At 49.7% G+C, this 23,466-nt stretch carries 18 protein-coding genes; 17 read left to right on the top strand and 1 reads right to left on the bottom strand.

Going from position 1 to position 23,466, the window contains the following annotated elements:
- Nucleotides 1-78 precede the first annotated feature (78 nt).
- From WQ57_RS23595 to WQ57_RS23500, 17 genes are all read left to right on the top strand, one after another.
- The gene (locus tag WQ57_RS23595) at nt 79-1,188 is read left to right on the top strand and encodes a glycoside hydrolase family 88/105 protein (protein WP_046526090.1); all 1,110 of its coding nucleotides are present in this window, start codon (nt 79-81) and stop codon (nt 1,186-1,188) included.
- A gap of 478 nt (nt 1,189-1,666) precedes the next feature.
- Entirely contained in the window at nt 1,667-4,579 is a 2,913-nt protein-coding gene (locus WQ57_RS25825) for a fibronectin type III domain-containing protein (RefSeq protein WP_052948861.1), read from the top strand.
- 146 nt (nt 4,580-4,725) lie between these two features.
- Nucleotides 4,726-6,528, top strand: coding sequence for a sensor histidine kinase (locus tag WQ57_RS23585; RefSeq protein ID WP_046526089.1), 1,803 nt, complete (start codon nt 4,726-4,728; stop codon nt 6,526-6,528).
- Nucleotides 6,521-8,056: a response regulator gene (locus WQ57_RS23580; RefSeq protein ID WP_046526088.1), complete on the top strand. Its 1,536-nt coding sequence runs from the start codon at nt 6,521-6,523 to the stop codon at nt 8,054-8,056. The genes WQ57_RS23585 and WQ57_RS23580 overlap by 8 nt, the downstream gene beginning before the upstream one ends.
- Nucleotides 8,057-8,588: 532 nt before the next feature.
- Nucleotides 8,589-9,602, top strand: coding sequence for a sugar kinase (locus tag WQ57_RS23570; protein WP_046526086.1), 1,014 nt, complete (start codon nt 8,589-8,591; stop codon nt 9,600-9,602).
- 71 nt (nt 9,603-9,673) lie between these two features.
- Nucleotides 9,674-10,504: a 5-dehydro-4-deoxy-D-glucuronate isomerase gene (gene kduI / locus WQ57_RS23565; protein ID WP_046526085.1), complete on the top strand. Its 831-nt coding sequence runs from the start codon at nt 9,674-9,676 to the stop codon at nt 10,502-10,504.
- A 31-nt stretch (nt 10,505-10,535) separates the two neighbouring features.
- Nucleotides 10,536-11,315, top strand: a complete 780-nt coding sequence (kduD, locus tag WQ57_RS23560; RefSeq protein WP_046526084.1) for a 2-dehydro-3-deoxy-D-gluconate 5-dehydrogenase KduD — start codon at nt 10,536-10,538, stop codon at nt 11,313-11,315.
- A 74-nt stretch (nt 11,316-11,389) separates the two neighbouring features.
- The gene (locus tag WQ57_RS23555) at nt 11,390-12,232 is read left to right on the top strand and encodes a sugar phosphate isomerase/epimerase family protein (RefSeq protein WP_046526083.1); all 843 of its coding nucleotides are present in this window, start codon (nt 11,390-11,392) and stop codon (nt 12,230-12,232) included.
- A gap of 429 nt (nt 12,233-12,661) precedes the next feature.
- Nucleotides 12,662-14,056 (top strand): glucuronate isomerase, encoded by a 1,395-nt coding sequence (uxaC, locus tag WQ57_RS23545; RefSeq protein ID WP_156183228.1) that lies wholly within the window; start codon nt 12,662-12,664, stop codon nt 14,054-14,056.
- Between the two features lie 43 nt (nt 14,057-14,099).
- Nucleotides 14,100-15,269 (top strand): oligogalacturonate lyase family protein, encoded by a 1,170-nt coding sequence (locus tag WQ57_RS23540; protein ID WP_046526141.1) that lies wholly within the window; start codon nt 14,100-14,102, stop codon nt 15,267-15,269.
- A gap of 3 nt (nt 15,270-15,272) precedes the next feature.
- Nucleotides 15,273-15,599: a cupin domain-containing protein gene (locus WQ57_RS23535; protein ID WP_046526080.1), complete on the top strand. Its 327-nt coding sequence runs from the start codon at nt 15,273-15,275 to the stop codon at nt 15,597-15,599.
- Nucleotides 15,600-15,801: 202 nt separating this feature from the next.
- Nucleotides 15,802-16,752 carry a calcium/sodium antiporter gene (locus WQ57_RS23525; RefSeq protein WP_046526078.1) on the top strand — a complete coding sequence of 317 codons (951 nt, stop codon included), beginning with the start codon at nt 15,802-15,804 and terminating at the stop codon, nt 16,750-16,752.
- A 309-nt stretch (nt 16,753-17,061) separates the two neighbouring features.
- Nucleotides 17,062-17,598 (top strand): RNA polymerase sigma factor SigX, encoded by a 537-nt coding sequence (locus WQ57_RS23520; RefSeq protein ID WP_046526077.1) that lies wholly within the window; start codon nt 17,062-17,064, stop codon nt 17,596-17,598.
- Between the two features lie 80 nt (nt 17,599-17,678).
- Nucleotides 17,679-18,389: a response regulator transcription factor gene (locus tag WQ57_RS23515; protein WP_046526140.1), complete on the top strand. Its 711-nt coding sequence runs from the start codon at nt 17,679-17,681 to the stop codon at nt 18,387-18,389.
- Nucleotides 18,386-19,759 carry a sensor histidine kinase gene (locus tag WQ57_RS23510; RefSeq protein ID WP_046526076.1) on the top strand — a complete coding sequence of 458 codons (1,374 nt, stop codon included), beginning with the start codon at nt 18,386-18,388 and terminating at the stop codon, nt 19,757-19,759. The genes WQ57_RS23515 and WQ57_RS23510 overlap by 4 nt, the downstream gene beginning before the upstream one ends.
- 27 nt (nt 19,760-19,786) lie before the next feature.
- Entirely contained in the window at nt 19,787-21,460 is a 1,674-nt protein-coding gene (locus tag WQ57_RS23505; RefSeq protein WP_046526075.1) for a DL-endopeptidase inhibitor IseA family protein, read from the top strand.
- A gap of 339 nt (nt 21,461-21,799) precedes the next feature.
- The gene (locus WQ57_RS23500) at nt 21,800-22,672 is read left to right on the top strand and encodes a foldase protein PrsA (protein ID WP_338151920.1); all 873 of its coding nucleotides are present in this window, start codon (nt 21,800-21,802) and stop codon (nt 22,670-22,672) included.
- 238 nt (nt 22,673-22,910) lie between these two features.
- Here WQ57_RS23500 and WQ57_RS25820 read toward each other — a convergent pair whose 3' ends face one another.
- The gene (locus WQ57_RS25820; protein ID WP_052948860.1) at nt 22,911-23,426 is read right to left on the bottom strand and encodes a YusW family protein; all 516 of its coding nucleotides are present in this window, start codon (nt 23,424-23,426) and stop codon (nt 22,911-22,913) included.
- Nucleotides 23,427-23,466: the final 40 nt, after the last annotated feature.

Here is a 23,466-nt window from a genome sequence, read left to right as displayed (position 1 = left end):
CGGGGTTTAACTGCCAGTTTACGCTAAAAAATGAGTGGTGATTTCACTCTGAAATATGCCGGAAAAGGAGAATGCACAATGAGTAACACGACAGAAAAAATCACGACTGAAACTCCACTGATTATGTCAGAGAAAGCCTGCCGGGCCTTAATGAATGCCTTCCGCCCCGAGGAACTTCCGCCGTTAAAGTGGTTTCATTACCATCAGGGTGTGTTTTTATATGGAATGATGAGAGTCTATGAAGCGACCGGAAACGAGGAGTATTTCGAGTACATCAAAGGCTATTATGACAGCCTGATTGATGAATACGGCAATGTCTGCTTCCACCGCGACGAGCTTGACTCGACCATGACCGGGATCCTGCTGTTCCCATTGTACGAAAAGACCGGCGACCCGCGCTACATGATCGCGGCCAAGCGCCTCCGAAGCGCGCTAGACACATTGAACAGAACATCGGAAAACGGCTTCTGGCACAAGGAAAAGTATCCGTACCAAATGTGGCTGGACGGCCTGTTCATGGGCGGCCCATTCATGCTAATGTACAGCCAGCATTTCCATGAGGAAGAACTGATCCAGACTGTCATCCGCCAGGAATCGCTGATGAGAAAGCATATGACCGATCCTAAGACGGGCCTGCTTTACCATGCCTGGGATGAAAAGAAAGTCCAGCCGTGGGCCAATCCTGAAACAGGCTGCTCACCGGAATTCTGGGGACGCTCTGTCGGCTGGTACGGCACGGCGCTCATCGACCTGCTTGAAGTGCTTGGCGACAAGCAGCGCGGCCAGGAAGAGTGGGTAAAGTCGCTGAAAAACTTCATTCCGGCAATTGTGAAATTTCAGGATGAAAAAACCGGCCTCTGGTACCAGATTGTCGACAAAGGCGACCGCTTCGACAACTGGCTGGAATCCTCCTGCTCGGCGCTGTTCATCTACTTCATCGCCAAGGCCATCAAGCATGGCTATGTCGATGACTCGTACAGGGAAGTCGTTGACAAGGCGTACAAAGGCCTGCTGCAGCACATGGTCGAAGAGCACGAAGATACCCTAACACTGAGCGGTATCTGCATCGGCACATCAGCCGGCGTCTATGACTATTACGTCGAACGCCCAACATCCGAAAACGACCTGCACGGCATGGGAGCCTTCATCCTCGCCAGCATGGCCCTTCACGAACTATACAACAAGTAAAAAAACATACAGGCAGCCGGTTTTAAGACTGGCTGCTTTTGTTATTGCTTCTTAAAGGTGGGACTTTTTACCCGCGAGGGGGGGTTATCGATCAGTTGATGCGATTTATGCATCATGTGTCCGCAGTTATGCTTCAATTTTTGCAGTTTATCAATCAAAATACCGGTTTTATCGAAAAGCCTATGTCCCGCAGGACCATCTTAATTAAATATCACCAAATAAACTGCGGAATAGCTTCTCTATCTTGCGGATTGCATTAATTAATGACGGGATTACATCAATTAAAAAACTTATTGCATCAATTTTCTGGATTATTGAATCAATAAATCACTTTATTCGAAAAACCTGTGTCCAACAGGTGACACCCAGCAATCTTTCTCACAAGCTAGCAACCTTTAAAAAAAGGTTCCTATAATCCCACAGCGAAAGGAGGGCCGCAGCAAAAACATTCACCCAACTACGAAAGGTGGCAAAAACGTTGAAAAGATTGAAAGTTGGTTTTTCTGTTCTTCTCGTATTCTTGCTTGCGATTAGCTCACTGGGTTCCGCCCCGCTTGCAAAACAGGCTTCCGCGCCGGATGCGCCGGTGAACCTGCAGATTCCGCCGCTTGCCTTTGACGAAGACAGCATCACCCTTGTATGGGAAAAGCCTGAGAATTATCAGGACATCGCCGACTTTAACGTCTACATGGACGGCGAGAAAATCGGAAGTGCTTCAAAGGACAACAGCGGCCCGGCCAAGGCCTATATCGACCATTTTTATGAAAAGATCGACAAAGATGGCTTTCATACCGACATCCTGATTCATAACTTTACTGTTGAAAATCTGAAGCCAAACAAGTCTTATGAATTCCATGTAACATCTGTCAACGCGGAGGGTGTGGAGTCTCAGGCATCCAATACCATCACCGGCAAAACCACAAAAGTGCCGGAAGTGTTCAACATCCTCGATTTCGGGGCAACCCCGGATGATGACACAAAAGACACCAAAGCTATCCAGGCTGCCATCGATGCTGCGACACCCGGCTCAAAGGTCCTGATTCCGGAAGGCCAGTTCATCTCCGGCGAGCTTTGGCTCAAATCCGACATGACCCTCCAGGTGGACGGCTACCTTCTGGGCTCGGCCAACCCGGATGACTACAGCATGGGTTTCTGGCTGTACGATTACTCGACTGATGAGCGTTCCTACTCCCTGATCAATGCTCATACATACGACTACGGCAGCCTGAAAAACATCCGTATCGTTGGTAAGGGAATCATCGACGGGAACGGCTGGAAGAATGACAAAAGCCATCCAACCATCGATGAAATGGGCAATGAGCTGCCCCGCCTGGCAGCAGGCAATAATTCCAGGGTAACCGGCAATGTAAAAGTCGAAAACGGCCAAATGAGCCCGCTTGACCTGGATTCCGAAAACACCCTCGGCATCCTTGGCGCGACCCAGTCATACAAAGCACAAGTGCTGGGCATGGATGCGAAATCAGCGTACTCAACCCGTTCCAACCTGATTACGGTCCGCGGGGTGGACGGCATGTATTATGAAGGAATCACCCAGCTGAATCCTTCCTTCCACGGAATCGTCAATCTTCACAGTAAAAACATCGTTGTCAACGGCACGGTTTCCAAAACGTATGATGCCAACAATGCCGATGGCTACGAGTTTGGCGACTCGCAGAACATCATGGTGTTCAACAACTATATTGACACCGGCGATGACGCGATCAACTTTGCCGCCGGCATGGGGCAGGCAGCAGCTGGCAAGGAGCCGACCGGCAATGCGTGGATTTTCAATAACTACATCCGCGAAGGCCATGGCGGCGTTGTGACCGGCAGCCACACAGGCAGCTGGATCCAGGACTTCCTTGTAGAAGACAATATCATGTATAAAACAGATGTCGGCCTGCGCAGCAAGACGAATACGCCAATGGGCGGAGGCGCGCGCAACATCCATTTCCGCGACAATGCCCTTGAAGGCATCGATGGCGATGGACCGTTTGTGTTCACTTCGGCATATACCGATGCCAATGCGGCCATCCTGTATGAGCCGGCACAGGAAATTTCCCAGTTCAAGGACATGCTAATCGAAAACACCACCGTTCGCAACCAGGGCGGCAGCAACAAGCAATCTATCCTAGTTACCGGAAACAGTGATGTCGGGGAAGTGTTCCATGAAAACATCACCTTCCAGAATGTGAAATTCGACAATGTCTTTTCCGCCAACCTGAACTATGCAAAGGGCTTCAAGTTCATCGATGTTGATTTTACCAACATCAAGGGCAATAACGGAAATCCTTGGAGAATCCAAAACTCCGAAGACCTGGTGTTTAAAAACACAGCGGCACCTGAAGATGCTCTCCAAAAGCCGGAGTGGGCGGCAGGAGATGGTGTCAAGGCCGTATCCGCAGCAGATGGGAAGAGCGTCACGCTCACCTGGGATGCCGCCACCGATAATAAAGGTGTCACCGGCTATACAATCTACCAAAATGGCGAGAAGCTTGGCGCCAATTATACAACCACCAATAAAACGAGCTACACTGTAACCGGACTGACTCCGGCAAAAGAGTACACGTTCAAAGTGGAAGCGGCGGATGCAACCGGCAACCGCACGTACGATGGACCTGAAACGACCATCGTAACCGCCGGAACAGCAGACAAAACAGCGCCTGCGCTGCCAGCGAACACGGAAATAAAAGAGCCGACAACCAACATCTCTGCCAGCGATACGTTCTCGGGCAAGGCAGCGGAAGTGGTCTATCCTGGATTCACCTGGGCGTCCGTTGCCTGGGAAGCGGCCATAGATGAGATCGGGATTGCCGGTTACAATGTGTATGCGAACGGCAAGCTGCATGGCTTTGCTTCTTCCAATAAATACACTCTGGGCAGCCTCGAGCCGGGCACGAAATACAAGGTGGAAGTGGAAGCCGTCGACCTTGCCGGCAACAGAACACCTTATGGCAGTACGCTTGAAGTCGAAACCGCCCATCCATACGCGATTGGTGCTCCAAGCTTCGACGGCGAACTGAATGCGAAGGTTGAAAAAGGCCTGCGAAGTGTGACTCTTTCCTGGAACGAAGCCACTGCCGTCAACCAGGATGTAATTGGCTATCGCGTTTATGTGAATGGCCAGGGTGTCAAGCCGGACGGAGTGGCGTTCACGCCAATCAATGCCGAAATGACAACAGACAAGACGACTTACACCGTAACCGGCCTTAAGCCCGGCGGGAAGTACGAGTTCAAAGTCGAGGCTGTGGGAAGAGGCATTAAATATTCCAAGCGCGAACGGCTCTCTGATGTGATTCCAAACGGCCTCGAAAAGGTTGAAGGACACAGGTGGAGCGGCTTCGGCCCAAGCGCCAGCGTCCATCTGAACGCAGGGAAGAACAACCGCTAAAAATGAAGAAAGGATTGCCGGGGTCACCTGGCAATCTTTTTTCACTAAAATGATTCTCGATAAATTCAGGTTACAGTCTATTTAAAACGCTTACACTCTGATAAAATTTAAGGTATACACATCATTTAGGGCAAGGAGCTTCCAGCATGGTCCTGCAAAGATTCAAAAAAATTGTTCGAAAGCATTTCCTATACTCTTTCAAATCGACAATCATGACTCTATATCTGCCGATCATTGTTATTTTTATATTCATTACCGGCTGGATTTCTTCAATGCTGGCAACCTCGCAAATCGAGGAAAATGCCTATAAAAATATTAATGATACGGTTTTCCAGACGAAGAATTACCTCGATTATATGCTTTCCGATGTGTTTCAGCAGCTGGTGTCGCTGTCGAGCGATCCCCAGATCTTTTCCCTGCTTTCCGTCGATGCGGATGCGATCAGGCCGGAAGCGTATGTGGAGATGGATAAAAGCCTCCAGGCCATCTACTCGCGCACCCCGGCGCTGATCGACTCTGTGATGATCAATCTGAATGAAGGATCTTTCCTTCTTTATCACAGTGATTACTACGTCCAGCCATCGATTTCCTATAATAATTATTTCACAGCCTTCAAAGGGAACAAAGAAGGGTTTTACTGGAGGAACCTTCACCCAGACCCGTTTTTCCAAAAAGGTGAAGTCATTTCCGTCTTCCGGCTGGTGAACCCCAAACATTACCCGACAAGGGGAATCGTCCTGTTCAACCTGCGGGCCGATTTCTTTGAACAGGTGCTGAATAAATCGCTGATTGGCGATAACGGCTATCTGACGCTCATCTCCCCGGATGGAAAATTCGAATCGAAAACGGTAAAAGAAGAGTACAAGCTTCGGGACTCCACTCTTCGCGCCTTGCAAGACCTTGAGAATGAGAGCGGGCAGTTTTCCTATCAGGCAGAATCAGGCGAGAACATGATTGTCATTTACGACACCATCAAGGCGAACAACTGGAAGCTTGCCGCCGTCATGCCTGAAAGCGAAATATTGAATAAAGTCAATTACATCAAACACTTCACCACACTTATCATTATTCTGCTTACCTTTATCGCCATCTTTTTAACCGACCTGATGAGCAAATATATTTCCAGGCCATTTAAACATCTGGCACAGCAAATGGACAAGGTCGACAAGGAAAATCTCGAGCTGGATTATGAAATGTCTGGGCCGGAAGAAATGCAGGTACTCCATAACGGTTTCAAGGGGCTGATGGGCCGCATCCATACCTTGATGGACCAGATCCAGATGGAGCAGGAAGAGAAACGGCAGCTGGAATTTGCAGTCATGCATGCCCAAATCAACCCGCATTTCCTCTATAACACGCTGTACTCGATCAAGGGTCTGTGCGACATGGGCCTCAACAAGGATGCCAGCCAGATGATCACCGCCTTATCAAGCTTTTTCCGGATCGGCATCTCCAAAGGCCGGGAAATCATTACGATCGAAGAGGAAATCGAACATATCAAGCATTATCTATTTATCCAGGAAATGCGCTATGGCGATGATTTCAGCTATGTAATTGAGGTGGAGGATGAAATCCTGGAAAACAACATCATCAAGCTGTCGCTGCAGCCGCTGATTGAAAACGCGATTTACCATGGCGTGAAGCAGAAGCGCGGAAAAGGCGTCATCACCATCCGAGGCTATCTCAAGGGGGAGAACATCATTCTTGAAGTGGCCGATAATGGCAATGGCATCCAGCACGATAAGCTGGAGGAAATCGCCGCTGAAATGGAGTCTTCCTTCCAGGAGAAAAAGCAGTTTATCGGCATCGGACTCAAGAGCGTGAATGAACGGATCAAGATTCATTTTGGGCCGGAGTACGGCCTGTCGATTTCAAGTGATCCTGGCAATGGGACGGTCGTCAGCATCGTCATTCCCAAAACAAAAGGGGAGTTGAGGAACTATGCATAAAGTAATCGTTGTCGAAGATGATCGGATTATCCGCAGGGGAATATGCCAGTCGATTCCCTGGAGCGAGCATGGCTTTATCGTCGCAGGCGAAGCTGGTGACGGAGAGGTCGCCCTCGAGCTGATCAAAAAGGAAAAGCCGCAGGTGGTCGTATCCGATATCAATATGCCTTTCATGAATGGGCTCGAAATGGCCCGGCATGTAAAAGAAATTTCCCCGGATACAAGATTGATCTTCCTGACCGGCTACGAAGACTTCAAATATGCCCAGGAAGCGATAAAACTGAAGGCCTTTGACTATCTGCTAAAGCCGGTTGACTCCAATGAGCTGCTTAAAAAAGCAAAGGAAGCGGCTGCCGACTGGGAGAATGTTGCCCAGAAGGAAAAAATCATCACCGAATCACTGCCACTCTTGCAGCAGGATTTTTTCCAGAAGCTGTCCAGGGATGGAGAGCAGCGGATGGATGTCGAGAAAGAGCTGGCCGAGCTGGGTGTCGAGCTTGAAGGCCCCTCTTATGCTGTTATTCTCGCAAAAGACGAAAGTGGGGAAGAGAGCTTCAGAGACAGGGTGACCACTGTGGCAGCCGGGCTGTTTGGCGGCATCTCCCATGAAGTGATGTGCGCCCGGCCTGACGAACTGGCAATCCTGCTTTCGCTCGACAACGGGGAAGATGAAAGGAAAAGGCAGCTGGCTGCCCGCCTTATGGAGGAAATCCCGTTCCATGCTACCATTACATTTGGCCGGACCTATCACGATTTATTCGAAGTGGGCAAGTCCTTCCTCGAGTCCCGGCTGGCGATGGAAATGCGGCATATCATGGGAACAGGCCGGCTGTATTCCTTTGAGGAAAGCGTTTCGGGCTGTGAGGAAGGCGAAACCGGACTAAAACAGCTGGAGGAGAAGCTTGAAACCCACATCAAGGCCGGCCTGCCTGAAAAAGTGGAAGAGTCGCTTGAGCAGTTAAGGACCGGAATTGTGGCGCAGCGAAATGTGCCGTTGGCCGATTTGAAGATTCTCGCACTCAAATTCAGCACGATGCTCTTTTTTGAAATCGAAAAATGGATAAAAGAAGATACAAACAGCTTCAACTCTTCGGAAGTGTATAAGGATATCATGAAGATACAATCGCTAACGGAAATGATGGAGCTGCTGCGGGGTCTAGTCCGCCAATGGTCCGGGGCGATGTACCAGAAGCAGGAGAAAAGCCGTTTCAGCCATGTCGACCAGGCGATAAAGTATATCAGGGGAAATTACCATGACAGCTCGCTGACCCTGCAGAAGGTCGCCGATCTTATCCATGTTAGCACACCGTACCTGAGCAACCTGTTCAAGCTTGAAAAAGGCTTCAACTTTGGAGACTTCCTGCTTGAGCTGCGGATGAAAAAAGCGATGGAAATCCTGCGCGAAAGCGACGCCAAAACCTACGAAGTCTGCGAAAAAGTCGGCTACAACAACCCGCAGTACTTCAGCATCTGTTTTAAAAAATACACCGGCTGCACCCCGGCAGAGTATAAGAAGAAGTTTAAATAGAATGACTGTGCGCCAACCCGTGCGGGATCGGCGTTTTTTTGTTTTCGGGAGGCTGGATTTGCTTGCCTGGCAGAGGGAGAGAGTGGGGGGAATGTGCGTTAACAAAGGTCCTTGGCGCAAAAAAGGGAAGAACCGGTTAAAAAATTGCGTTAACGAAGGTCCTTGGCACAAAAAAAGAAAGAGCGTGGTGAAAATTTGCGTTAACAAAGGTCCTTGGCGCAAAAAAAGGAAGAGCCGGTTAAAAATTTGCGTTAACAGAGGTCCTTGGCGCAAAAAAGGGAAGAGCGGGTTAAAAATTTGCGTCAACAAAGGTCCTTAACGCAAAAAAGAGAAGAATGCAGCAAAAATTTTGCGCCAACAAAGGCCCTGGTCTCCAAAAAAATCCACCCCGAGCACCCGTTGTGCAATTTTTTAAGAAAAAAGTTTAAGTTTTTAAGACATTCTGATAGATAAATTGTAAACCCTTTCACGTTTCTATATACTCAAACTGTATGATTCTATGTATATATAATTGCCAGAGGAGCTTAAGACGATGAAAAAAGTGATTACGTTTGGCGAAATCCTCCTTCGCCTCTCAACCAGCGTGGGAGAGCGGCTTTCACAGGCTGGCCAGATTAAAATGCATTACGGCGGGGCGGAGGCGAATGTTGGAATCTCCCTGGCCCGTTTTGGTCATGAGGTCTCTTTTGTCAGCAAGGTGCCGGACAATCCGCTTGGCCTTGCCGTCGAAGGGCATCTGAGGGCGCACGGAGTCTCGACTCAATTTCTGTTAAAAGGCGGCGAGCGCCTGGGCACGTACTACCTTGAATCCGGGGTCGGCCCAAGAAGCGCGCAGGTCACCTACGACCGGAAATATTCAAGCATTTCGCAGCTTGCCATCGATGAGCTAGATTTTGACGCCATTTTCAAACAGGCCGACCTGTTCCATGTGACCGGCATCACCGCGGCCCTTGCGCCGCCGATGAAGGAAGTGGTGCTTCATTCCCTGAAAAAAGCGAAGGAGCATGGCGTCAGTACAAGCTTCGACTTCAACTACCGCGCGAAATTGTGGAGCCACGAGGAAGCGGGGGACGCGTTCAAAGCCTTTCTGCCTTATGTGGACATCTGCTCGTGCGGGGAACTGGATGCGCTTTCCTTTTTAGGAATCGAAAAAGCAGATGTGTCCTTAACGAAGGCCGAAAAGCTTGAATACTATTACGGAAAAATCAGTGAAATGTACCCTAACATCCAAACGATGTACTCGACGTTCCGCGAAGTGGTGTCAGCATCAACGAACACACTGCAAGGGAATTTCTACACAAACGGAAAATTGCACCAGTCCAGGGTTTTCCAGATTGACCATATTGTCGACCGTGTCGGCGGCGGCGATGCCTTCGCGGCCGGAGTCCTTCACGGAATCCTTGAAGGAACAGCGCCGGATGAACTGATCACCTTTGCCACGGCGGCGTCCGTGCTAAAGCATTCCATCCACGGCGACTGCAATCTGTTTTCACCGGAAGAAATCGATACCTTTGCAAGCAGCACTCCCGGTAAAATTGTTCGATAGTTTAGTGGGGATGAAGAAAAACTCCCGTTGAACGAAGTTTCACCTTATTTTTTAAAAGGAGGAATTGGATTATGGAAACTCGTTACGCCAACCACCCGGAAGAAATCAAACGCTACAATACCGATGAATTGCGCCAGCATTTCCTTGTTGAAACCATTTTTGAGCCAGGAAAGGTTTATTTAACGTATACGCATGTGGACCGCATGATTTTCGGCGGCGTCACTCCGGCTGAAGAAGATCTGACCATCAAGCTGGACAAGGAGCTAGGGGTGTCCTACTTCCTTGAGCGCCGTGAGCTTGGCATCATCAACATCGGCGGCGACGGCTCCGTCATCCTCGATGGCGTTGAGTATGACATGCAGCGCCGTGACGGGCTGTATGTAGGCCGCGGCACGGAGCAGGTGCTGTTCCGCTCGAAGGATGCCAGCAACCCGGCGAAATTCTACATAAACTCGACCCCGGCGCACCATACGTACCCAACGGTAAAAATCGACATCAACCAAATCAAGCCGCTTGAAGCCGGCGAGCCGGGAACACTGAATGAGCGTAAAATCTACCAGTATGTGCATCCGAATGTGTGCGAAAGCTGCCAGCTGCAGATGGGCTTGACGATGCTGTCGCCGGGAAGCGTCTGGAATACAATGCCATGCCATACGCACGAGCGCCGCATGGAAGTGTACCTGTATTTCGACATGGAGCCTGATACCCGCGTGTTCCACTTCATGGGACAGCCGGATGAAACGCGCCATCTTGTGATGAAAAACGAGCAGGCGGCAATTTCCCCAAGCTGGTCGATCCACACCGGAACGGCGACAAGCAACTACACATTCATCTGGGGAATGTGCGGCGAAAACATCACCTATGACGACATGGATTTTGTAAAAATGGAAGACCTCAGATAAAAAATAGCAGGATAGTCTGGGAGGGCTTAAAATGACACAATTAGACAACTTTTCACTGGATTTCTTCTCGCTCGCAGGCAAGGTGGCTATTGTCACAGGCGGCAATACCGGCCTTGGCCAGGGATATGCCGTCGCCCTTGCGAAAGCGGGCGCCGATCTGTTCGTGGTCACGCATGGCACCGACTGGGATGAAACGAGGGAGCTGATTGAAAAAGAAGGCCGCCGTGCGGAATTCTTCCAGGCAGACCTGACCAGCCGTGAAGCAATCAAGGACCTGGTAGCAGCCTGCCTGAGCACCTACGGCAGAATCGATATCCTTGTCAACAACGCCGGCACCATCCGCCGCGCTCCTTTGCTTGAGTACAAGCAGGAAGACTGGGATGCGGTCATGGATATCAACCTGAACGCGGTCTACTTTTTGAGCCAGGAAGTGGCCAAGGTCATGGTCGAGCAAAAGAGCGGAAAAATCATTAATGTCGCTTCCATGCTTTCGTTCCAGGGCGGAAAGTTCGTTCCGCCGTACACCGCCAGCAAGCATGCGGTTGCCGGTCTGACACGTGCATTCGCCAACGAGCTAGCTGAGCATAACATCCAAATCAACGCGATTGCCCCCGGCTATGTGGAAACGAAGAACACAGAGCCGATCCGTGCAGACGAGAAGCGCAACCTGGAAATCCTCGGACGCATTCCGGCCGGACGCTGGGCGAAACCTTCCGACCTAATGGGGGTCGTGGTTTTCCTGTCCAGCCAGGCATCGGACTATATGAACGGCCATATCCTCGCCATCGACGGCGGCTGGCTCGCTAGATAAGCAAGTGTCAAACCGTATCACAGCACGACCGTGATACGGTTTTTGCAAACTTTTAACAAGGAAGGAGGATGAGCATGGAACCTAGAATCGGCATCAGGGCACATGACCTTAAAAATCTGCCTTTGGAAGAATTGGCAGCGGAAGTCTCCGGAAAGGGACTGACCGGTGTCCAGCTCGCCCTGGCCAAGTCTTTCAAGGACCTGAACACAGGATTGGGCAGCCTAAGCCCGGGTTTTGCGCACCACATCGGCAGCGCCTTTCAGCGGGAAGGTGTGCAGATATCCGTACTCGGCTGCTATATCAATATGATTCACCCGGATCATGCTGAACGAAGGAAAGCGCTGGACCGGTTCAAGGAGCATATCCGCTTCGCCCGGGACTTCGGCTGCAGCATCGTCGGCACGGAAACGGGCGGCGTCGGGGCTGATATCGTTTATACAGAAGAAAATTTCGGCGAGCAGCCTTTTCTTGAAGTCGTGGAAAGCGTCACCGAGCTTGTGGCGGAAGCGGAGAAATTCGGTGTCATCGTCGGAATTGAGGGCGGCATCAATCATCCGGTCCATACACTACAGCGTATGAAACGGCTGCTTGATGAGATTCCTTCCAACAATCTTCAAGTCATCTATGACCCGGTGAACTTCCTGTCCCCTGACAATTACGAGCGTCAGGAAGAAGTCATACAGGAAGCCTTCGAGCTGTTCGGCGACCGGATGGTGATTCTGCATGCGAAGGATTTTGTGATAGAGGACGGCTGGGTCAAGATGGTTCCAGTCGGGCAAGGGCTGTTGAACTATGACGCCGTTTTTAAAAGGCTGAAGCAGCAAAAGCCCTATATCCAGATTTTGCTGGAAAGCACCCAGGAGCCTTATGTCGATGGCAGCATCGCCTTTTTAAAGGAAAAGTACAAGAACGCCTAGGGCCCTTTTTAAAAGAAAGGCTCTGTTATTATTCATTGTTGATTCTCATAAAGGCATGAGAATTATTAAGGGGAGAATTTCCGGTTATTGTACGTTGAGGAGCCTTAAGAAGCACAAATAAGGGGAGAAATTCCCCTTCTCTTCTCAAAAGAAGGCAAAAATCATGATTCTGATTCCTATAACCGGAAAAACTTCTCTTATTTTAAGGGAAATATGGATATTTCCCGAAATAACCGTACTTTCTCCCTTTATTTTTTGAATTAGAGTGAAACTAACATTTATATATAACAGAGCAAAAAGAAAAGTATAGAAGCGCATAGGACGAAGCAACGCTTTTTTTAAAAAAGAGGGCGGGGTAAAGCCTCCTTCCCTGAACGGCCAAATGTTAACGTTAACAAGAAGAAAGCGGGTGACATTGTGAAAAAATTCATGGATGAGAACTTTCTATTAAACAATGAAACAGCGGTACGTTTGTACCACAATTATGCAAAGGAAATGCCTATCATTGATTATCACTGCCACTTGAGCCCGAAGGAAATCTATGAAAATAAAACCTTCAAAAACATTACCGAAATCTGGCTGTACGGCGACCATTACAAATGGCGGGCAATGAGAGCCAATGGCATCGAAGAGGAGTATATCACCGGCAGCGCCAGTGACTATGATAAATTCCTTGCCTGGGCAAGAACCGTTCCGATGACAATCGGCAATCCGCTTTATAACTGGACCCATCTCGAGCTGCAGCGTTTCTTTGGGATCGACACCATCCTGACGGAAGAAAGTGCTCCGGAGATCTGGGGAAAAGTGAACGCCCAGCTGAACAGTGAAGGATTCGGCGCCCGTGATTTCATCAAAAAATCCAATGTCCGCGTTGTCTGCACGACCGACGATCCGGCCGATTCCCTGGAGTATCACCTGAAGCTGCAGGAAGAGGGAGACTTTGATGTAAAAGTGCTGCCAAGCTTCCGTCCCGATAAGGGGCTTGAAATCAATCGCGATACCTTCGGTGCCTGGGTGCAGCAGCTCCAGGAAATTTCCGGACAGGAAATTGACACCTATGATTCTTTCCTAAAGGCGCTCGAGTCAAGGGTCCGATTCTTCCACTCCGTCGGCGGCCGGGTGTCCGACCACGCCATTGACACGATGATGTATGCCGAGACGACAAAGGAAGAAGCAACAGAAATTTTCAAGGAAGCTTTGGACGGCAAGAAGGTCTCCCTTGAGAGTGAAAAGAAGTATAAAGCCTTTACCCTGAAGTTCCTCGGCGGCCATTACTCCGAGCTTGGATGGGCGATGCAGTTCCACATCAATGCGCTCCGCAACAACAATACAAGGGCGTTCGGCCTGCTCGGTCCGGATACCGGCTATGATTCGATCAACGACGACCAGATTGCCAAGCCGCTTGTGCGCCTGCTGGACAGCATTGAGCAGGAAAGCGGCCTGCCGAAAACAATCATTTACTCCCTGAATGCGAAGGATAATGATGTGATTGCCGCGATCATCGGCTCGTTCCAGGGCGGCGGCGTTCCAGGGAAGATCCAGTTTGGCACGGCCTGGTGGTTCAATGACAATAAAACCGGCATGCTTGACCAGATGCAGTCGCTGTCCAATATGGGACTCTTCACCCGCTTCATCGGCATGCTGACCGACTCCCGCAGCTTCCTGTCCTACACAAGGCATGAGTATTTCAGAAGGCTTGTCTGCTCGCTCATCGGCGAATGGGTCGAGAACGGCGAAGTGCCGGATGACGACAAATTCCTCGGCAAAATCGTCCAGGGAATCTCCTATGAAAATGCAAAAGAGTATTTTGATTTTGGGTTATAGGCGATAGAAGGATGCTTCTAGTTTGAGAAAAGGCGGGATGAATATGGTCGTAAAGGAATTTCCCCCGGAATTTAAAGAATTCACTGACCCAAAAACGGGGAACATCGTTAAACAATTAACATCTCATGGCTCAAACAATTACCATTTTTATTTTACAGATAATTCTTTTTCGGCAGATGACAAAGAGATTTATTTTTTATCCGACCGTTCTTCGGAAGTCCCTAAGGTCTATAACCTTTTTAAAATGAAGCTTGAATCAGGGGTCATGACCCAGCTGACAGACGAACCCAAAGGTATTGTGCCGAGCTTTCACACAAAAACACGTGAAAGTGATGTAATTGTCTATGTCACCGGCAGACAGCTGAAGAAGCTGGATACGTCCACCTTGGAAACAAAGGTCCTTTACGAGGGAAAACCGGACATCCAGCTTGGCCACCCGCATATCTCGGCCGATAAAAAGTATATTGGCATGGCAAGGAATGAACAAGTTCCAATTGAGAGGGGCGCCAACTACCGGGGCTTTAAAGAAACGATGTATGCGACCAAAAAAGGCTGGATCACGCTGATTTCCATGGACGGAAGCGAGGTCTTTGATGTGTACGAAGACACTCATTGGCTGGGGCATTTTCAATTCTCACCAGTCAACAGCTCCCTTGCCACCTTCTGCCATGAAGGCCCGTGGAACCTGGTGCACCAGCGGATTTGGCTGCTGGATACCCGCTCGCGGTCGCCGCGCCCGGTGTTCCGCCAGGATGAGGATGACTGCATCGGCCATGAATTCTGGACCACGGACGGCAAAATCTTTTTTGATAACCGCCGCAAAGGACATGACGGCACGATTACCATCAACAAGACGCAGGCCACGATTCAAAGTGCGGAAGAAACGGGCCAGATTCCCTTTGTGGGCCTGGCAGATGAAAAGGGCACATTGCTTAAAAAAATCGATTTGCCTTATTATTGCAACCACTATCACAGCAACCGGGACAATACGCTTCTCGTCGGGGATGAAGTTGAGGACCTCGTGCTGATTGATATCAGCAGGGAACAGGCGGAAATCCAAACGTTATGCACGCACGGAACCAGCTGGAATACCCAGCAAACCCACTGCCATCCAACCTTCAGCTGGAATAATGAAAAGGTGCTGTTCACCTCCGATCGGGAGGGGAGCTGCAATCTTTATCTGATTGACATACCTAAAAGAGGGAGGAGCTAGGAAATGTTTGTTTTGGGAAAAGAAGTTCACTCTGTTCTGGCCGACGAAGGAGTCACCCGGAAAATGCTCGGCCATGGCGGCAGTCAGATGATGGTCGAAGTGACATTCAAAGAGGGCGCCATTGGCAGCATGCACTCCCATCACCATGAGCAGGTAAGCTACATTATTGATGGAAGCTTCGAATTCAACCTGGCCGGAGATATCCGGACAGTAGCCAAGGGCGACAGCATTTACATCCCTGCCAATACGCTCCATGGTGTAAAAGCACTTGAAGAAAACTCGGTGATCTTGGACGTATTCACCCCGCAGCGGGAGGACTTTTTGGATTAAAAAAGTTGAATAACCACGATATATGGGCTGCCGGATTGCTGGCAGCCTTTTCTAATGTGGCCGCAGCACCCCTTCCGTTAAGAATGTTTTTCCTTCACAGCGACTGGGAAGATAATACTTGTGAAATCATTTTGTTTTGTTGTAAAATTTTGCTATTCTACATGATAAAGGAAACTTCTGGTACAAAGAAGGAGAGAGACTAGTGACGTATATTCTGTTAATCATTGGGTTTGCCCTGTTGATCAAGGGTGCGGACTATTTTGTGGAAGGTGCATCCAACCTGGCTAAGCTGATGCGGGTGCCGCCGCTGCTGGTCGGTCTGACGATCGTGGCTTTTGGGACCAGCTCGCCGGAAGCGACGGTCAGCATCATTGCCGCGCTCGAGGGCAGCAGCGATGTCGCCATTGGAAATGTCGTCGGAAGCAATATCTTTAACATCACGCTGGTTGTCGGCATCACGGCGATGATCAATCCATTAAAAGTCGAAACCGACACAATCCGAAAGGAAATTCCGTTCACCCTGCTGGCCAGTGTGGTGCTGTGGGTGCTCATCAGCGATGTTGCTCTCCAGGGGTTTGGCACCAATCTGATCACGCGCACCGAAGGGATCATCCTGCTGCTGTTCTTTGCCATCTTCTTGTACTATATTTTTGAAGTCGCACGAAACAACCGTGAGCCGGTGAGGGCAGAGGACGTAGCTGGCGTTACATGGGGGAAAAACACCTTATTCACGCTTGGCGGTCTGGCGGCGATCATCTTCGGCGGTGACCTGGTGGTCGACAACGCAACGGAGATTGCGCTCGCGGTCGGCATGAGCGAAACGCTGGTCGGATTGACGATTGTCGCGGTCGGAACTTCGCTGCCCGAGCTGATCACCTCGATTACCGCGGCGATGAAGAAGGCAAGCGAAATCGCACTCGGTAATATCGTTGGCAGCAATATTTTCAACATCCTGTTTGTGCTTGGGGCCTCGGCGACCATCTCGCCATTGGCCGTAAACGGTAAAATTTTTACCGATACTGTGGTCATGATTGTGTTAACGCTCGTTTTGCTGGTGTTTTCACGCTCCAGATTCAAGATTTCCAAGGTGGAAGGCATCATTTTGGCCGCCGTTTATATTGGCTACCTGATTTTCATCATATTAAGGAACTGATTTTTATAAAAAAGACGGCCAGGCCGGGGCTTTCCTACTGTCCCCGCCAGGCCGTTTTTGGTGTATGCATCAATTACCTGCGTTATTGCATCAATTAGCGGGACTTATGCTTCGATTCCTGACATTTATGCATCATAAAATGAGTTTTATCGAAAAACCTGTGTCCAAATTGTGACAAGCTCCCGGTTCCCCCGCACCCTTTACCTCACCCCCACGAAATTGGGCCAATTCTGTTACAACTTTGTAACCCTTTTTTCCTGGCGAGGATTTATGATGTACGTAAAAAGAGCTTGATATTGGGGTGGGGAAATGGAAGAAAAGATGTTTAACGAGTTATATGAAAAGTATCATAAGATGCTGTTCCAGTTTTTATTTTATATGGTACGCAGCCGGGAGCAGGCGGAGGACCTGGTCCAGGAGGTATATATCCGTGTCTGGAAGGCACATGGGAAGTTTGAGGGGAAAAGCAGCGAAAAGACATGGCTGTTTGCGATTGCCCGCAATGTGGCGATCGACTACTTTAGGCAGCAGCAAAGCCTGAAGCGGAAGGCGATGATGTTTTTGGGCGAGATGACCGACCAGGTGAAAGACACATCGCCCTTGCCGGAAGAGATTGCCCTGGAGAAGGAGGAAGTTCGCCTCGTATACAGCTCGCTAAACCAATGCACCGTCGACCAGAGGATGGTGATGATCCTTCGGTACCAGCAGGAGCTGACCATCGCCGAGACAGCGGAAGCGCTGCACTGGAGTGAAGGCAAGGTGAAAACGACACAGCACCGGGCATTGAAGAAGCTGAAGAAATTCATGAGTGGGGGAGGCGGACAATCCCCATTGAAGGCCAGCTAAAAATATTCTTATTTTCCATCTATTTCCTCCGTTGTAAAATATAATTAAAAGGATACTAGAGAATAGGTGGGGTTATGGCCATGAGTGATGGGAAAGTGCTGGTGGTGGAGGATGAGAGTTCGATTCGCAAGCTGATGGTGTTCAATTTGCAGAGGTCCAATTTTACGGTAATGGAAGCGGAAAATGGGAAAATGGCATTAAAGCTTGTCCAGGAGGAGGAGCCATCGCTCGTGGTGCTGGACCTGAACCTTCCCGATATGGACGGTTTTGAGATTTGCGGCCAGCTGCGGGAACGCTATCCGGTGCTTCCGATCATCATTGTGTCGGCAAGGGGGCAGGATATGGAGAAAATCATGGGGCTAGAACTTGGCGCGGACGATTATATTGTGAAGCCATTCAACCCGCTCGAGCTTGTGGCACGAATCCGGTCGGTCCTCCGCCGATCCCATCTCGATTCGCTAAAGCCGCAAAAGCCGGCAAAGCTTTCGGCAGGTCCGTTTGTCCTCGAAGTCAAGAACCAGCGAGTCTATAAAAATGGCAAACTGCTCAAGCTGACGGCAAGGGAATTCCAGCTGATGAGGCTGTTCCTCGAAAGGCTGAACGAGCCGATCACCCGCGGTGACCTGCTGGATGAGATCTGGGGGCTTGATTATTTCGGCGATGTGAAGACGGTCGATGTCCATATTCGCAGATTGAGAGAGAAAATTGAAGAGACTCCGTCATGCCCTGTGTTCCTCAAAACGATCTGGGGCTTTGGCTATTGCTTTCAGGAAAGCGGGCAGGAGGGATGAAGAAAGGAATAAAACGGCGGCTGGTCTGGAGCTATCTATTATTGATCCTTTTTACCGTCATTCTCTTTGAAACCATCATTCTCTCGGCCCTCATCTATTATTACCAGGAAGGAGTCAAGCAGGCGCTCAGGGACCAGGGAGCGATGTTTGCCTCCTTTTATGAGCAGGAATTGATGGAAGGCTCCTTTTCCGAAAACGCTGAGGAATTTTTATATCAATACCAGTTTCTTGTGGATGCCCATGTCCAGCTGATCAACATGAACGGAAAAATCGTCGCCGAGACACATCAAAGCACGAACGGAAATATGCTCTATTTCGAGGATGTCCAGAGCAGCCTGAACGGCTCGGTTGCTTTTCTTACCAGCAATCTTGACGGTGAAAAGGTGATGAGCGTCTCTTTCCCGCTGGAGTCCGGGGGGACGAGTGTCGGCGCAATCCGGCTGACGACATCCCTCGAACCGATGGGAGAAGTGTATCTTAAAAACACGGTGCTCCTTTTATCGATTGGCGGAATTGTTATCATTGTTGCCGCAATCCTCAGCTTCTTCCTCGCAAACACCATCACGAAGCCGGTCAGCCAGATCACACAGGCTGCGGAACAGATGGCTTCCGGTGAGTTCTCGACCAGGATCCACACGAAAAAGGACGATGAAATCGGCAAGCTCGCGGAAACGCTCAATTACATGGCGAGGCAGGTCCAGGAGCATGAAAAGGTGAAAAATACGTTCATTGCCTCCGTCAGCCATGATTTGCGGACACCGCTGACTTCCATCAAGGGCTGGGCCGTTACGTTCCATTCCCTGACAGAAGATGAGTTCCACAGGGAAGGCCTTGAGATCATTTCCAATGAAAGCGACCGCCTGAACGCCCTTGTGACCGACCTGCTTGATCTATCGAGCTTATCGAGCGGAAAGCTGAGCTTTATGTTTCATGATGTAAAAATCGGGGCGCTAATTCAGGAAGTGGTCCACCAGCTCCAGCCTAGAGCGGAGGAAAAAGGGGTGCAGCTGGAAGCGGAAATCAGCGTGGACATCGGAGTGATGAAGGCAGACGGAAACCGGCTGAAGCAGGCGCTCATCAACCTGGCTGATAATGCGCTGAAGTTCACGGCCCCTGGCGGAAAGATCCTCCTTAAGCTGAAGGAAGAGGCCCATGACGCGGTCATTTTGGTGGCGGACAGCGGCAAAGGCATCCCTGATGATGAAATAAACAGTGTCAGAAACTCGTTTTATAAAGGAAAATCAAAGGGAGCCGGAACCGGGCTGGGATTGGCCATCTGTGAAGAAATCGTCAAAGGCCATCATGGCCAGTTCTCCCTGACAAGCAAGGAAGGCGTTGGCACGACGGCCGAAATCCGGCTGCCGCTGTAAACCTTTTATGAAAAAGAGGTGTAGTTGATGAAGAAAAGCAGACTGGCGGCCTTGCTGGCGGCAGGCACCCTGCTGCTTGGCGGCTGTGGATTGCTGCCTGAGCCTTCAAGTTTGATTCAGGCCCCAAGCACGGTTAGCGCAGAGGCCGGCAGCCAAGAAAACCTTGCCGCTCTCGCCCGGAGCCATGTTCCAAGAGGCACAGTGCTTTCGGTGCCAAGTGCGCCGATCGGCGAGGACTCGGTATTGCCGGCCGATTTTGACGCCGACGGCAAAGACGAGGTGGTGGTCCTTTATCATGCGAGGGACAGCCACAATCAGGTAGGTGCGTTCGTCTTGCAGCAGGAAGGGCAGGACTGGAAAAAGGCATTCACCGTAAAAGGCTCCGGCTATGAAATCAGCTGGGCCAGCACCAATGATATCACCGGTGACGGCGTTCCAGAGCTGCTGCTAGGCTGGAAGGTCGGCAACCTCGCCGGCAATGTCCTTGAAATCTACCAAAATCAAAATGGCAAGTTTCAGCAGCTGAAAAAGCTGAATTTCCACCAGCTGGAGTTGATCGACTTTGAAGGCGACCTCCAGTCGCGGCTCGCAGTCTGGAAAAAAGATGTGGTCGATGCGTTCGAGGTGGATTTGCTGAAGTGGGAAAAGAACGGCTTTATCCTTGATAAGCATCGCTATCCTGCCTACTTTCCAAGGGTGGTCCAGTATTATGAAAGGCGGACAGAGGCTGTTCCGGACGCTGCCTATTACTGGTATTACCTTGCCGATGCCCATTTAAAGGCCAAACACCCCGAATTGGCGTACCGGAGCATCCAAAGGGGAATGCAGCAGAAAATCGTCATTCCTTCCTATGAAGCCTTCACCGAGCTGCAGGAGAGCATTTTGGCGCAGCTTGAAGGCCATTCCAGCGACTTTTTGTACGAAGTCCGCAGTGCCGGTTTTACGATGAGTGTCCCGAAAGAGATGGTTCCCGACCTGATGATAAAAGAAGAAAATGGCCCCGAAGCGAGCTACAGGGTGACCGTATCCCGCAGCCATTACCGAAGTTTGTTCACGGTGTCCGTCTTCTCGAAAGATATGTATGTGGAAAGGGAAGAGGACTCCCTGGAGAAAATTGCCGAGACCGATGAGCTGCTGTTCTTCGTGGAAAAAGAAGGTGCTGAAGTTAGCAGGATTTCCAATGAAGAGGCTGCTCTCCGCGATAAGCTAGTTTCGAGCATCAGGCCGGGATTGGTGTATCCAAGCTATCGCAGCCTGGAGGAAGACAGCATCACAAAGCTTGTAAAACAGGCGACCAATCAATATTGGTATGTGGCCAGCGGCGGAAAGATGCCCGGCGGCGAACTGGAGATGTTCACCTACGATGATCTCGATTACCGGCATATGGGGACCGACCTCGACAGCATTCATAAGCTGACAGCCTATTTGTCGGAAAGCTTCACCTCGGATTCGATTCAGTCGTTTGTGAAAAGAATGAAGTTCATTGAGCATGAAGGACGGCTCGCACAGCCTAACGCTGATGGCGGCTCGCTCGCTAATTTTGAAAAGGCCGAAGTCGTCCAGGTGAGCGGAAACAGCGAAGTGAAAAAGGTCGATATAAAAGTGCCGCTCGGCAGCTCCCTAAGCTACGAGCTTGTTCCAATCGAAATCCAGAAAACCGAAGCCGGCTGGCGAATCTCGTCCGAGCCGGGCACGTTTTAATGGTAAAACCCCCTCAACCTGGCTGGTTGAGGGGGTTTTTTATCACCTTACTAAGTATGCAATGATGAGAAAGAAAAGGAAGTGAATCACCACCGCTGAAATGAGGACAATTGCGAGAAAAGCGAGAAATTCTTTGTTCACATAAATCCCGGCCCATTTTTTATTTTCCCTGCAACCTCATCATAATCCTCCCCCGAAAATAATGGGTTTCCTAAAAGTTAAAAATGATTACAGAAAGGTTAAGGAGTGATTTTCACACCGCGGCAATAGCTTGTTCATAATTTGTTCATATTTGGGGGTTATCCTTGGAGAATGCTGAAGTTAATTGGGGGAATAACATTGTTTAAATCCAGGAAGTTTTATATTGTACTAGCGGGAGTCGTTCTAGTTGCGGCTGCCTTGATTTTCGGTTCGGCTTTTTCCAATAAGGATGCGGTTGCGAGCGTCGACGGCCAGTCCATCACGAAGGATGAACTGTACCAGGCTCTTGTCACACCATATGGAAAAGGTACCTTGTCCCTTTTAATTGATAATAAAATCATTGAAATGGAAGCCGAGAAGGAGAAGGTAAAAGTCTCCGACCAGGAAATCGACGATGAACTCCAGGTGTATATTGACTCATATGGCGGCAACAAAGCCTTTGACGCCGCACTGAAGCAAAGCGGCATAACACAGGAAAATTTGAAGCAGGATATAAAGTACTATCTTTTGATTGAAAAATTGCTTGGGCCTGAAATTGAGATTACCGATGAAGACAAGAAAGCCTATTTTGATAAAAACAAGGCGACCTTTGACCAGCAGGAGCAGGTGGAAGCCAGCCATATCCTCGTCGAGGATGAAGCAACCGCGAAGGAAGTCGCTGAAAAGCTCGCGGACGGCGGCGATTTTGCTGAACTGGCAAAAGAATACTCCACAGACGGCTCCGCAGAGAATGGCGGGGAGCTTGGCTTCTTTGCCAAGGGAGACATGGTGGCCGAGTTTGAAAAAGCGGCCTTTGCGATGAAGCCGGGCGAAATCAGCGACCCGGTCAAAACGGAGCACGGCTACCACATTATCAAAGTAACGGACAAAAAGGACGCGAAAGAAGCCAAATACGAAGACCATGAAGCCCAAATAGAGGACATCCTGTTTGGCCAGGAGGTCCAGAACCGCTATTCCACCTGGATTGCGGAAAAAAGACAGGATTATAAGATCGAGAACTCACTAGAGTAGGCAAAAACCAGCCTGGCAGAGGCAGCCAGGCTGGTTTTTTTGGATGCGGGGCGCGTGATTGCATCAATTTTCACCGGAATTGCATCAATTACTCTGGTTATTGCATCAATTCCCGGGATTATTGCATCAATTTTTCGTTTTATTTGTCAAACCTGTGTCCAAGGTGTGACAGGGGGCTCCCACTAACCCGAACACCCATTGCCATCCAGCACATGAAAAAAGGACAGCAAATCTGTCCCTATTTCTTATGCTTATATTCTTTTTCTGTTCCATCGTTGAATTTAACTTCGAGCTCAAATTCCTTGTAATCGTCGCCAAGGCTGAAAGCTTTCAGCACCTCGGAAATGACCTCGTCATCAGAAGTGTTTTGGTCAAATGTCAGCTTTTCCAACTGAGGGCGAAGCTGGTCAAAAGCTTCCTGTCCTTCCAGCTGGATGTTGTTGCGGTCATCCTCCAGCTTTGTTTCTGTTTCTTCTTTTTCGTGCTCATAGTCCACTTCATAGGATTCCTGGCTGCCATAATCCACATCCAGATCGAAATCAGTAAAGTTGAAAGTGGTTTGTGCGTTTTGGCTGGCGTTTTCCTGCTGGCTGGCATTGTTCCCCTGGTTATTATTATTGTTGTTTTCCTGCTGGGTCGCATTGTTGTTGTCCTGTGGCGGAGCTGGCGTGTCGTTGGTGTCGTTGTTGGCCCCGCACGCGGCAAGCGTCCCTGCCAGGAATAAAGTTGAAACAACCTTAGGTAGTTTTTTCATCCATATGCCTCCTTTAAAAGACTTCTTAATGCATATCCCC

The sequence above is a fragment of the Mesobacillus campisalis genome (genome assembly GCF_000986785.1).
GTDB classification, from domain to species: Bacteria; Bacillota; Bacilli; order Bacillales; family Cytobacillaceae; genus Mesobacillus_B; species Mesobacillus_B campisalis.
This window is presented reverse-complemented; position numbering and strand designations above follow the sequence as displayed.